We start from the raw sequence: 12,453 nt of genomic DNA, 5'->3' as shown, positions 1-12,453 counted from the left end.
TTTGAAGCCCGGCAAAGTTCACCGGTCTCCAAACACGTCCCACGCTGTAAGCCGAAGGGCATCGGCTAACACCGTCGTCACGGCTGCCTCCATTCCTGGCCTCCTCCGGTTTCACGGATGATTCCCCCTAACATCGACCGAAACACGACTGGCTGATCACGCATTAAGTCCAAGCCTTTGGCAACACACTGTGGAGCCGTGAGTGAACCAAATTTGGGCTCAGCCGTGGGATTTTCCAAGTGACTTTCTTGGGAAATGGCGACTTTGAAACGTGGGCTGCCGGTTCAAAGCGAGGTCAGAGACCGCTCCTCAGGCTCTGACCGTCCTGCCCACCGCGTTCCAGCCCAAAATTTGGCGAACGGTAAGGCGGCAAATCAATCGCACATTCCATGAGAAGTTAGACTTGCCCTGGCAGCCGCAGGTGACCATTCTCAGCCATTATTTCAGGTAAAAAACCGTGTTCAAAAAAGGTTTTCAGCACAAAAAGAAACAGACTAACCGAAGTTAGCCTGTTTCCCCGCTTGATAAACTACAAGAGACTGTAGTCATGTAATCAATATGATTACCAATAGTTAGATTGGAACAGCCGGTTGCCCGGCCCCGGTGGCGGAGAGGTCCCCGCAATTATTTGACCCGAATCTGTGAAGCGTGCGTTCGAGTCACACTGACCGCTTCAGGATGGGTGGTCACGTTCGTGATAGTGCGTTTGCCCATGGTAAACCAGGAAACGCCACTCACAATAGCTAAGATTACCACAGCCAGGGTCAAACTGGAAATTACACGTCTTAAATTCATCCTGTCACCTCGTCAGTCATTCTTACCGCTCAGCTTAGAACATGAATGTCACAAAGCCATGACAAGTTGACCAAATTGCGTTAACAATTTCCTAACTAAATCGACAGTAATTGTTATATTGGGTATAAGTTTACGCAATTTTAGCCCGTTCATCAAGTAGAATGCAAAAAAAATTACAGATATCGATGGTTATTTCACCGCTTTTGCAAAACTTCGGTATAATAAACGTAAGCAGTAATTTGGATTATCATTTGGAGGGATATTAATGAATCAAGAATTAAATGATCTTGCTGAAGCAATCATCGCCTACCAAAAGAAATATGATAAGACTGATGGCGAAATGGCCTTCGGCTCTCGCATTTCGGTTGAAAAGTACCACGCCATCAAGTCGGGTGAATTGGCCCCAACGAGCGACGAGCAAAGTTCCCTAAAGAGCCTGATCGCCAGCAAGCCAAACTAAGCCGCTTAATCAAGTCGGTTTACAAATTCTGTTGTCAATGTGATCAAGACAAGTGAGTCTGGGACGAAACTCCCAGGCTCTTTTTTTGCGCGCTAACCGTATATAGACGAAACGTGCGCCAAGGGGCAGCCAGCTCCGCTTAACACCATTAAGGTAACCATCCAAACCCGGGATTTTTACCTTAATAACGGTAATGCTCAGGAATAGTGTCTCTAACCCTATATAGACGAAACGTGGGACAGAAGGCAGATCCTTGCGCTTAACCCCATAAGGAGAATAATCCAAACCCAGGATTTTTCCCCTTATGACGTTAATGCTCAGAGATAGTCGCTCTAATCTTATATAGACGAAACGTGCGCCAAGGGGCAGATCCCTGCGCTTAACCCCATAAGAAGAATAATCCAAACCCGGGATTTTTCTCCTTATGACGTTAATGCTCAGGATCTAACCGCCCCTTGGCGCACTCTTTTTTTATTGCATTTTTTCCCACGCCGTTCGGTAAGCCGCCGCCGTGGTTTCATCAAACGCCACTAACCGCACCGACTGAACCGTCGTGGTGTGTGCTAGAACGGTGGCAATCGTCTGTGTCGCTACCGCCGCCGCTTCTTCCAATGGGTAGCCGTAAACGCCGGTGCTAATCGACGGAAAGTCCACCGTCTGGCAGTTCTGTCGATTGGCCAGATCCAGACTATTCTGATAGCAGGCCGCCAATAACTCGGCCTCATGCCGGTCACCCCCGTGCCAAACGGGCCCCGGCGTGTGAATGACCCACTTAGCGGGCAACTTGAATCCCGGCGTCATCCGTGCCTCACCGGTTGGACAACCATTGAAGGGCACACACGCCTTAAATAACTCTGGACCCGCTGCGCGATGGATGGCCCCGTCAACGCCACCGCCACCTAACAACGTGGTGTTTGCAGCGTTAACAATGGCGTCAACGTGACTCTCTGTAATGTCACCATGAATCACCGTAAACTTTGCCATGTACTCACTCCTTTGACCACGGCCAGTGCCACCGCTGTTTCTTCGGTGGCTGCCCGGTCGACTCACGTGCTTTTAACCGTTTCATGCCCTCCCGATATGGATTGGCATAAAGCGCCGATAAATTTAATTTCTGCTGATCCGGCTGGGGCGCCGTTGCGCGAAAGGGACGAAGATCCGTGTGACACTTGGGACATCGTTCATCCGTTGCCGCAACCGCTGCGCCACAGTGTGGACAGAATTTTAAGTCTTAAGCCATGATTGCCTCCTACTTTGGTCGCTGCTGATGTTGCTGATTTCGCTGACGCCGTGCCTTGGCGTGACCGACTTCTCGCAAAGCGGCCTGCCGTTGTTCTTCAGCGCGCCGTTCAGCGGCTTCGGCTTGCTTTTGCGCGGCCGCCTGTCGTCTTTCACGACTGCGATAACTCAGGAAGCTCCACACCCCGACGGCCAATAATGCCAGCACAATCTGAACGGGCACTAGTGACCAGTCCGCGTGTTTCACAACAAATAGATTATAAGCAATCAACAGAACTGACATGGCGCCCACCACCGAAAGGGTGTCGCGAAGCCAGCGAGGCATCTTTTTGGCTTTCATGGTTAAAACTCCTTAAAGGTCGCCTTCTACACGCAATTGACGCTCTACCAGGTAGGCATCCAAGTAGCCAAAGGCAATCTCATCAATATCGCTGATGCGGTAAACCTTGCCCACTTGATCCAGCTGGTTATCTTCCACTTCATGGAAAATGAACCGCTCGCCCCCCACCTGGCTCGGGTAGCCCAACAGCGCGGTGTTATCGTGCAACTTCAACCGCATAATGGTGCGGAAGGCGGCGGCTTGGGTCAAGCGTGCGCTAAACTGATCAACCGTCGGATCGAACAACCGCTCGTCATTGAGGACCGGCTGAATCTGATGTTGCCGCGCTTGGTTGAGCAGTGAGAAGAGCCGCATCGTTTGCAGGTAATCCGATTCAATCACGACCGCGTGCAGCTCAGTCAGGCGCATCAACGTGTACCCGCCAAATTGCCCGGTCATGTCAATCAGGTTCATGATCACCGCGTTCTGGGTGACCACGTTAATCCGGCCCACGAAGAAGAGCTCCTTATCGTGGCTGGGCACTAGCGCAACTAACGACTCATGACCAACCAGTTGCTGCAATGTCTCCGGTATGAGCTTAGCATCCGTGACTTCCTTGGTCGCCACGTGTGAGAGCTTGCGCAAATGTGGGGCCGCAATCCCCTGCAACGTTAATTCCTTCCCCTGAAATTCAATCACTTCCAGTTGATCGGGATTTAGCGTGAAAACGGGCTGATCCGAATAATCAAATTTATTCAATAACTGAATCGTGACTTGATCGGCCGCGACACTGGTGACCAGCCCCTCATAGAAGTGCTCATCATCTTTAACCACCAACATGACAACCAAGTGGTCAACCCACGCGTGGCTCAATACTTGGCGGCGTAAATCGCGCTGCCCGTCAAACTGCATGGTGAGCCCACCGGCCTGAATAAAGTCTTCTTCCTGAGCGGTCTGGATTCGAAAAGCCATGTTATCCAAATCGTCGCTGGAAAACTCCACTTCATCGATGACCTCAATGGCGAGGAATACGGCACCGTCCGGCAACCCAAAGTCGTCAAACGTGGCGAGGATAATTCCGTTCTCGCTAACCGCCGTCACGTAGCCGGTATACACAACTTCTTGGTTGGTCTGGTAAACATTGACCAGTATGTGTTGCGCCAACGCCCGGTTTAAATCATTCATAATCGAATTCAACATGACGACCCCCTTTTTATCTGCTAAGCACACGGCCTAGCCGCAGTCTTAGCTTATTTCTACTGTTCTGAAAAGCTTATCATATCTTGCTTAAAATAGCTCGTGAACCGCCACCAAATTTCGCTTAAGAAACGGCCGTACTCAGATACTCCGTGAGCCGTTCTCCCTGTAAGCCTGCGCTGAGGCCAACGAGTAGTTTGATCCGTGCCTTTTGACCGTTTAAGCCTTGACACAGCATCAACCCCATCTTGCGGAGTTCGATGCCCCCACCCTGGTAATCGTAGATGTCCTCGGCAACGCCATTATAACACCGGGAGACTAGAACCAGCGGAATGTGGTGATCCAGAAGCCGTTGAACGGCTGGTAAGGTAACTGGCGGTAAATTCCCCGCACCTAAACCTTCGATAACAATCCCGGCCGTCTGGTCATTGTTCAACGCGTCAAACAGGCTGGCATCCATCCCCGCGTAGGCCTTCAGCAAGTAGACGTGGTCAACCACGTGATCAATGTCGCAGGTATCTTCTCGAATCAACTGTTGGAAGTAGATCGGGTGACCCTTGGCAACCAGTCCGATGGGGCCAAAAGTCGGCGTCCGGAAGGTGGCAACGTTGGTGGTATGGGTCTTCGTCACGTAACGGGCCGTGTGAATCTCGTCGTTCATCACGACCATGACGCCATTGCCCCGTGAGGCATCGTCTGCGGCCACTTCGATCGCCGTCTGAAAATTGTATAAGCCGTCGGACCCAACCTCGTTAGACGAGCGCATAGCCCCCGTCACAACGACGGGAATGGTGCTGGGCAGGGTCAGATCGAGGAAGTAGGCCGTTTCTTCCAGTGTATCGGTTCCGTGGGTGATCACGACGCCGTCGATGCCTTCCTTTTCGCCCTGATTAATCCGTTGCTTAATCTTCAGCATTTCAACCGGAGTCATGTGGGGTGACGGGAGATTAAACAGCTCGTCTGTGATCAGTTCCACGCGGCCTTCCATGATCGTTTCCTGTTGGGCGATGGGGTTCTCCGCATTGGGGACGACCTCGCCCTTTTCATTTTGAGACATCGAAATGGTACCACCGGTATGGATGGCCAAAATTTTCTTCATTACCGTCAACTTCCTTCACAAAAGATTTCTTTCCCACATTGTACCTTATTTGCTGTAGAATTTAGTTAGAATTAGGAAAGGATGTTCGGAAAAATGGCAAAAAAAGATGAAAGCGCTAAACCCTACCGTCCTGGCGTGGTCGTTCACCCTAAAAAGTACAGTAACTCCGGTGGCGTCGCGGACTGGGGGCCTTTAATGGCTTGGTTTACCGGGATTTTCAAGAAACTATGGCAGCGGCATTAGAAAAGTCGACGGGGTGTTGTTTTTTCCTTTTTCCCGTGGTAAAGTAATCAACATTCCATTAAAAAAATAAGTGATTGCCTATATAATGCCAAGATAAGGTTGGCGAGTTTCTACCCAGAACCGTAAATTCTGGACTATAAGCAAATTGAGGACGAAACTCTTTTTGCCGATGAAAAGAGTTCGTCGGTAGAGTTTTCAAAGGCCCCTTTTTTGCAAAGGGAGCCTTTTTGTTTTCAATCGGTTTCTTGGCGGCGTATGGACATCACGAGAAGGAGGAACTTTTCTTGCAGTCCACTAAGTCCGCAACACCGTCGTCATCAGAAAAAGCCCCCGCCCTATCCACGTGGCGCGCGGCGATTCTCGGTTTTCAGCATTTATTAGCCATGTATTCCGGTGACGTCATCGTCCCCTTACTGATCGGGGGCGCGCTTCACTTCAACGCCATGCAAATGGCTTACTTAATCAGCGCGGATATCTTCATGTGTGGGGTTGCAACCCTTCTCCAACTCAAGCGGACCCCTCTCACGGGGATCGGCTTGCCCGTCGTTCTTGGCTGTGCGGTCCAGGCCGTCACACCACTGAGCGCCATCGGTAATCAATACGGCGTGGGCGTCATGTACGGCGCGATTATCAGCGCCGGGATCTTCGTCTTCTTAAGTGCCGGTTGGTTCTCGAAGATCAAGCACTTCTTCCCGCCCGTTGTGACCGGCTCATTGATTACCATTATCGGCTTCACGCTGATTCCTGTTGGTTTTCAGGATCTCGGTGGGGGCGACGCCACGGCTAAGAACTTTGGCGATCCCAAGATGCTCCTAGTCGGCTTTCTGACGATGGGAATCATCCTGGGCTTAAACGCCTTCGCGAAGGGTTTCCTAAAGTCGCTTGCCATCCTAGCTGGGATCCTGATTGGCACCTTCATTGCCGGTGCCATGGGTATGGTTTCGCTCAAAGCCGTGGGCCAAGCCAGCTGGTTCCACCTCCCCCAATTCTTCTACTTCGGTGCCCCCAAGTTCGAATGGTCGTCGATTCTGACGATGATTTTGGTCTCCTTAACCACGATGGTCGAGTCAACGGGGGTCTTCTTCGCCCTCGGTGAGATTACCGGGCGCAAGATTGGCGAACAGGATCTGAAGCGCGGCTACCGGGCCGAAGGAATTGCCGTGATTTTGGGCGGCCTGTTCAACACGTTCCCTTACTCCACCTTCTCCGAAAACGTGGGGGTTGTGCAACTGTCAGGCGTTAAGACGCGCAAGCCACTGTATTTTTCAGCACTGTTCCTCATGCTATTGGGCTTGTTACCCAAGATTGGCGCCCTAGCCACCGTCATTCCCAGTGCCGTCCTCGGCGGCGCCATGATTGTGATGTTTGGGATGGTTGGCGTCCAAGGGATTCGGATGCTCCAACAGGTTGACTTCAAGGACAACAACAATCTCCTGGTCTCGGCCATCTCCATTGGGTTGGGGCTGGGCGTCACCGTCTACCCCCAGATTTTCCAAGCACTTCCACAATCCCTGCAAATCGTGATGAACAACGGGGTCGTGATCGGAAGCTTTTCCGCAGTTCTCTTAAATATTGTGTTCAACATGCGGCCGCACCGTGCGGCTTCACCGGCGCAAGCTCAGGTGACCACCACGGCGCAACCGCAACATAAATAACGCTTTGTCGTCCGTCGCTATAGCCGATAACTGGGTCCTTTGCCCGGGTTATCGACTATTTTTGTCTCTCGAAAGGGACACCACCTGACAGCTCACCACCCATTCTCACCATTTCACGAGGATTCCTTTTGGTTTGCCGGAAGGGTTCGCGTATAATATGGGTATTAACTTCGAAGAGGAGAACGACGCATGCTAAGCATTCAACACATCAGCAAGCAATTTGGCCCCGTGAAGGCCCTAAATGACGTCAGTTTTGAGGTCCCGAATGGCCAGATTCTAGGTTTGATCGGCCAAAATGGGGCTGGTAAATCCACCACATTTCACAGTATTCTGAACTTCATCGCCTACGATGGGACGATCAGTTGGCAGGGCCACGCCCTATCCCCCGCTGACTTCGACACGATTGGCTACCTGCCCGAGGAACGGAGCCTCATGACCAAGCTGACCATCGAGCAGCAGATCATCTACCTGGCGCGGCTGAAGAATCAATCCGCCAAGGTCATCCGCCCCCAGATTGACGACTGGCTGGAACGATTTGCGGTCAAGGGAACCCGTAAGAGTCGGATCAACGACCTGTCCAAGGGAAATCAGCAGAAGGTGCAACTGATCTGTACGCTGATTCACCATCCCAAGTTGCTAATCCTGGATGAACCCTTCAGCGGACTGGACCCGGTCAATGCCGATCTGCTCAAACAGGCCATCTTGCGGGCGAGAGACGACGGTGCGGCCATCATCTTCTCCAGTCACGATATGGAAAACGTCTCAGCCCTGTGTGACCAACTCGTGATGCTCCGCAAGGGTGAAATGGTCCTGCACGGCACGCTCAACGACGTCCGGAATCAGTTTGGCAAGACGGAACTCTACGTGACCACCGACTGGTCCGCCACGCGACTGGCAACGCTGCCCGCCGTTAATCACGTCGACGTGCGCCAACCCGGCCAGTACCTGCTGCACCTCACGGATCCGGCTGCTGGCCCCACAATCTTCGCCGAGCTCACGCAGGGCCACTACATTGAAGAGTTCAGCCAGCAGCCACCGACCCTGGATGAAATTTTCCGGTTGAAAGTAGGTGAAGATCATGCGTAAAACCTGGATCGTCACGTTAGAAACCTATCTTCGGCAGATTAAATCGTGGAGCTTTCTCTTTATGGTGCTGGGTCCCTTCCTCATGATCGGATTGACCGTGGGCATCAGCTACGTCAGTGCCAACAGCGCCTCCAGTAGTAAACAGGTGGCCGTGATCAGCACCTCGCAGCCCCTGCGCCAAGCCTATTTGAAACAGCAAACCGACAACCTCAACACCAAGATCACCACGGTCTCGGCGGCCAAGGCCGCGATGAAGAAGAATCACCTGGCGGGTTACCTTCAGTTGAACGAAACGACCCAACAGGTCCGCGCCGACTATCACGGCAGTAGCCGCATGACGAGTGGCCTCAAGGCACAGACGCAAAACTTTCTGAGTCAGTACCAGCAGGCGCGCAACTATCAACAGGCCAAGCTCACCACGCACCAGCAACGCCTCATGGCTCGTACGCCCGTCTTGCAACAACATATTGCTAAGAAGGCCGGAACCGCTAATCTCGCGAAGACCATTTCCTTCTGGATTCTGGTCACCATGATCTACATCATCCTGATCACCTACGCCTCGATTGCCGCACAGGAGATTGCGTCGGACAAGGGCACCAAGATTATGGAAATCATCTTCTCGAGTACCACAGCGACCAGCTACTTTGTCGGCAAGATTGGTGGTATCCTGCTGGTGATTCTCACCCAGATTGTCATCTACTTGGTCGGGGGGTGGGCGGCCTTCCAGATTGCCCTCAACAATGCGTCGCTTAAGCCGTTGATCACCCAGAACCAAAGCTTGATTGATGCGGTGCTCCACAACCTTCTCAACATTAACCTCGTCTACCTGTTCCTGGGAGTAATCATTTACACGATTCTGGCCGCTTATAGTGGTGCGGTCGTTGCCAAGGCGGAGGATGCCTCCAAGGCGGCACAGCCCGTGGTTATGCTGGGCATGTTTGGCTTCTTTGCCACCTTCCCCTTCCAGAACAACCTCGATGCGCTGTTGGTTAAGGTGCTCTCGTACGTGCCCTTCTTCTCATCCTACTTCATGCCGATGCGCATCATTAACGGCACGGTCAACGGGTGGGAACAGGCCATCTCGTTGGCAATCCTACTCGCCGCGATCGCCCTATTCGCCAGCTACATCGGCAGCCAGTACCAGCGTCTGATTCTCCAAACGGATAACCGGAGCTTCTGGCAACATCTGATCCACGGTTGGCGTCGGCAAAAATAGCCTCACCATTTAGAAAAGATAATCCCATTACCCATTAACATTTTTAGCCAGCGTGCTATAATTAATGGGTAAGTTTCGGGCCCTTAGCTCAGCTGGGAGAGCGCCTGCTTCGCATGCAGGAGGTCGTCGGTTCAAATCCGGTAGGGTCCATTGGATAGGTTTCAGAGGAACGTAATGAGCGTCAAAGTATTGTTGTTACAGGGTTCTTGTTTTTGAAACATCACATATAGAATCATCTAATGGCATTTAATGGCATTTTAAATGGCATTTAATTCTGAACTAAATTAATCGATAGTGATAGATATGAATAGAGCGTGAGCTGAGAAATTAGCTCACGCTCTATTTTTCATTTCGCACCAATGACACCAACTGAGCATCACTTTTTGACCTCAATATCATTGAACCTTTTTAATAAAGGTTTCAACAATCATCCTGATAATGTCAGCAATCGGCAACAAAAGCAGACTATCTAATTGCCTTCCAAAATTCAGCTATATAAAATACGTATTCAAATAACAAGACCCCATTTTCACTTTGCCAATCCCTTGTCCCCCATAGAGTACAGCGAATACGAAATACAACTCAAAAACATTTTTTGGAATTTAAATACGACTTTACCACATTCCTATTCCACAAGAATAAATTGTGGTTCATTATGGATGGTATCAAAAAACGAGTCTGTCCCAGACTCGTTGCTTATAATTATTAGTCAATAACTAATGACGGCTTAATAGTAAGCTGTTTCCGTGATCAATCAGACGTTACTTTCTGAAACGTCCAGTACGGTATTTTCTGGGTAGCTGTTTCTGCCAGCGGCACGAGTTGATTTTGCTGCAACAGAAATTGGGGTAACAGCGCGACACCTTCTCCGGCTTTTACCAAAGCAACGATACCACTCCAAGAATCCACCTCACTGATGGGCGTCTCTGGTTTGGCCGCCGCCAACGTTGCCCGTCGAAACGGACAGGCCGGATCACTATTAATCAATAGGGGTTTACCCGTGACTTCTTTTCGCTGGGCAGCATAGGCGACCTGCAGCCAGCCACGTTCAAGTACACGGTAATTAGGATTTTTGAAATCCGCATAGGTAATGACTAATTGTGCCGTTTCTGTTGTATCATTCGCCAGCTTAGTCGACTTTTTAATGGCAAACTGGTATTTTTCCAAATCATATTTATGTTGCGTGACGACTAAGTAGTCAAACAGGAGCTCTGAAATGGCGATGTGCGTCCCCGTTTGCGTCTGGTCCAATTGTTGATGCAACCGGGTTGTCTCCGCTAAAACCTTTTGGGTATAACGATAAAAAGTGTCCCCAGCAGCTGTGGCGGTCAACCCCTGGTAACCGCGCACGAACAACTTAACCTGTAGTTCAGCTTCCAAGGCCTGGAGCCGGGCCGAGACATTAGACTGCGAATACCCTTGCTGGGTGGCGGCTCGATTAATTGACTTTAGCGTGTACATTGCCTGAAACAAACTGAGATCTTGAATTTGCATCGTTCATCCTCCTAGGTTATCGCATTTTACGATAACTATACCATATTTTGAACATAGGCAGGCTACCCATTTCTGGCTATACTAAGTCTTGTAAATCACTAAGGAGGACATTCATTATGCCATATTTAAATGTCAGAATCGCCGCACCCCAATCCACTGAGACCGCGCAAAAAGTCGCCCAACTCTTAACCAACCTGGCAACGGACACATTGGGAAAAGCCCATGACGTTGTCGCTGTAGATGTTCAGTTTGCCGATCAACCCCACTGGTTCGTCGGCGGCCAAGCCATTGCCAATCAGGATGCCGTCACTTTCTACATTGAAATCAAGGTCACCACAGGGACAAATACGCGCGATGAGAAGGCCCAATTTATTGAGAAAGCCTTCACGGGTATGCAGGCCATCCTAGGCCCAGTCGCACCTGCCAGCTACGTAGTCGTGAAAAATGTTGATGCGGATGATTGGGGCTTTAGTGGCAAAACCCAAGCCTACCGGTACATTGCGCCACAAATTTAACTCATAGATTAAAACATCGGTTACCAGCAATACTGTTGGTGACCGGTGCTTTTCGTGTATTTAAATTTTGTCTACTAAATTAGTAAACAGATCACCCTAAATTTTCAACACGCATTCGTGTCCAATAAACTTCAGAAATTGCTGATTTGATTATCGAGTCATTAAACTAACAACGCATACGTCTCCCGAAACTCCCGCAGAACAGTTGCCTCAAGTCCCGCTACCTGCTTCACGTCTAGCTTAGCCTGGTTGCTGGGCGCGAGCAGGCCTGCCACTTGAAGATGTAGCGTGGCTTCCAAGCAGTCACTCGCCTGATTCAATGACAACTGACGATCACGAACCTGATCTAATACGCCGCAGATCAATGCGCACCCGAAAAATAACGAAATCGGCACTGTACACGTCGAAAATGAACTGACTCTTCTGGGCCTGTTCTACTCTAAAGTTCAAATTATTATTTCAAAGTCTAGAGTTTTTGTCCCAGACTCGCCACATTTAAAATTAATTGATTAATCTTGGCGACCGCCTAATGCTTCCACCATCTTAGGATCACGGTGATCAAAGAAGGCTGATTTTTGCATGTCGAGGGCAGCGGAACATTAAGAAACACCAAGTCTTGACCACTTAAAGACGCTACTAGCTTCTCTTTGTCCTCTAAATCACCATCAACGAACTGAACGCACAAATTATCAATGGCTAAACGTTGCTTGACGTTGTGACTAAATATGCAATATCCAAAATCAATTATGTTTCACCCTAATAAGTAGTCACAACAGCCGCCGCGACTTGCCAACTTCCAGCAACCTGTTCAACTGTCATCACTGTATTTAACGGCCACTCATGCTGACGGCTTCCATGAATACTAGCCACCACTCGATTTTGACCAGTGACTTGCCAGCCAGTCGCCGTTGCGACCATCGTGACATGATCTTCAACCGATGAGAAATAGTGCATCGTGCCCTGTTGTATCTCATGCAACCATTCTCTTCGAGGCTGAACGTACCCCGTCATATGCGTCAATGTAAAGTTTGGTGCCAGCAACTGATCTAAAGCTACTGTGTCATTAGCTGCCATCGTTATATTGAAGGTCCGATATAAGTTTAAAATATCATCGTTCATCCATGGGACTTCCTTT

The 12,453-nt window shown here is 50.2% G+C and carries 14 protein-coding genes, 1 tRNA gene, 1 pseudogene and 1 riboswitch; of the genes and pseudogenes, 7 read left to right on the top strand and 9 right to left on the bottom strand.

Annotated elements, in window-relative coordinates; all coding sequences use genetic code 11:
* Positions 1–624 precede the first annotated feature (624 nt).
* On the bottom strand, positions 625–795 hold the full coding sequence (locus tag FD28_RS13285) for a hypothetical protein (RefSeq protein WP_157059895.1): 171 nt from the start codon (positions 793–795) through the stop codon (positions 625–627).
* A 265-nt stretch (positions 796–1,060) separates the two neighbouring features.
* On the opposite strand from FD28_RS13285, the gene FD28_RS11700 reads away from it, so the two are divergent.
* Entirely contained in the window at positions 1,061–1,255 is a 195-nt protein-coding gene (locus tag FD28_RS11700) for an LBP_cg2779 family protein (protein ID WP_057735221.1), read from the top strand.
* A gap of 471 nt (positions 1,256–1,726) precedes the next feature.
* On the opposite strand, the gene FD28_RS11690 is transcribed toward FD28_RS11700, so the two are convergent.
* The 5 genes and pseudogenes from FD28_RS11690 to FD28_RS11675 form a co-directional block, all read right to left on the bottom strand.
* On the bottom strand, positions 1,727–2,239 hold the full coding sequence (locus FD28_RS11690) for an O-acetyl-ADP-ribose deacetylase (protein WP_057735219.1): 513 nt from the start codon (positions 2,237–2,239) through the stop codon (positions 1,727–1,729).
* A gap of 4 nt (positions 2,240–2,243) precedes the next feature.
* A pseudogene (locus FD28_RS13585) lies at positions 2,244–2,471 on the bottom strand (hypothetical protein); the annotation flags it as partial.
* Positions 2,472–2,504: 33 nt separating this feature from the next.
* Positions 2,505–2,834 (bottom strand): hypothetical protein, encoded by a 330-nt coding sequence (locus FD28_RS11685; protein WP_057735218.1) that lies wholly within the window; start codon positions 2,832–2,834, stop codon positions 2,505–2,507.
* 12 nt (positions 2,835–2,846) lie between these two features.
* Positions 2,847–4,013, bottom strand: coding sequence for a hypothetical protein (locus tag FD28_RS11680; protein ID WP_191982175.1), 1,167 nt, complete (start codon positions 4,011–4,013; stop codon positions 2,847–2,849).
* Between the two features lie 121 nt (positions 4,014–4,134).
* The gene (locus FD28_RS11675) at positions 4,135–5,109 is read right to left on the bottom strand and encodes an asparaginase (RefSeq protein WP_057735217.1); all 975 of its coding nucleotides are present in this window, start codon (positions 5,107–5,109) and stop codon (positions 4,135–4,137) included.
* A gap of 93 nt (positions 5,110–5,202) precedes the next feature.
* Between FD28_RS11675 and FD28_RS13275 the strand changes: the two genes are divergently transcribed.
* The 5 genes from FD28_RS13275 to FD28_RS11655 all read left to right on the top strand — a co-directional run bounded on the left by FD28_RS13275 (position 5,203) and on the right by FD28_RS11655 (position 9,459).
* Positions 5,203–5,352, top strand: coding sequence for a hypothetical protein (locus FD28_RS13275; RefSeq protein ID WP_157059894.1), 150 nt, complete (start codon positions 5,203–5,205; stop codon positions 5,350–5,352).
* A gap of 58 nt (positions 5,353–5,410) precedes the next feature.
* Positions 5,411–5,509: riboswitch (purine riboswitch) on the top strand.
* A 127-nt stretch (positions 5,510–5,636) separates the two neighbouring features.
* A complete protein-coding gene (locus FD28_RS11670; protein ID WP_057735216.1) occupies positions 5,637–7,007 on the top strand; it encodes a nucleobase:cation symporter-2 family protein in 1,371 nt (456 codons plus the stop codon).
* A gap of 189 nt (positions 7,008–7,196) precedes the next feature.
* The gene (locus FD28_RS11665) at positions 7,197–8,093 is read left to right on the top strand and encodes an ABC transporter ATP-binding protein (RefSeq protein ID WP_057735215.1); all 897 of its coding nucleotides are present in this window, start codon (positions 7,197–7,199) and stop codon (positions 8,091–8,093) included.
* On the top strand, positions 8,086–9,309 hold the full coding sequence (locus FD28_RS11660; protein WP_057735214.1) for an ABC transporter permease: 1,224 nt from the start codon (positions 8,086–8,088) through the stop codon (positions 9,307–9,309). Before FD28_RS11665 ends, FD28_RS11660 begins: the two co-directional genes overlap by 8 nt.
* Before the next feature lie 77 nt (positions 9,310–9,386).
* Positions 9,387–9,459, top strand: a tRNA-Ala gene (locus FD28_RS11655).
* 600 nt (positions 9,460–10,059) lie between these two features.
* On the opposite strand, the gene FD28_RS11650 is transcribed toward FD28_RS11655, so the two are convergent.
* Positions 10,060–10,803, bottom strand: coding sequence for a LysR family transcriptional regulator (locus FD28_RS11650; protein ID WP_057735213.1), 744 nt, complete (start codon positions 10,801–10,803; stop codon positions 10,060–10,062).
* Between the two features lie 116 nt (positions 10,804–10,919).
* Between FD28_RS11650 and FD28_RS11645 the strand changes: the two genes are divergently transcribed.
* Positions 10,920–11,318 carry a tautomerase family protein gene (locus tag FD28_RS11645; RefSeq protein ID WP_057735212.1) on the top strand — a complete coding sequence of 133 codons (399 nt, stop codon included), beginning with the start codon at positions 10,920–10,922 and terminating at the stop codon, positions 11,316–11,318.
* A 161-nt stretch (positions 11,319–11,479) separates the two neighbouring features.
* Here the strand turns inward: FD28_RS11645 and FD28_RS13270 are convergent, their stop codons facing one another.
* Both FD28_RS13270 and FD28_RS11640 read right to left on the bottom strand, forming a co-directional pair.
* Positions 11,480–11,683, bottom strand: coding sequence for a hypothetical protein (locus FD28_RS13270; protein ID WP_157059893.1), 204 nt, complete (start codon positions 11,681–11,683; stop codon positions 11,480–11,482).
* Between the two features lie 391 nt (positions 11,684–12,074).
* Positions 12,075–12,437 carry a nuclear transport factor 2 family protein gene (locus FD28_RS11640; protein ID WP_057735211.1) on the bottom strand — a complete coding sequence of 121 codons (363 nt, stop codon included), beginning with the start codon at positions 12,435–12,437 and terminating at the stop codon, positions 12,075–12,077.
* Positions 12,438–12,453: the final 16 nt, after the last annotated feature.

It is taken from the genome of Levilactobacillus hammesii DSM 16381, from assembly GCF_001434395.1.
Lineage (GTDB): Bacteria > Bacillota > Bacilli > Lactobacillales > Lactobacillaceae > Levilactobacillus > Levilactobacillus hammesii.
This window is presented reverse-complemented; position numbering and strand designations above follow the sequence as displayed.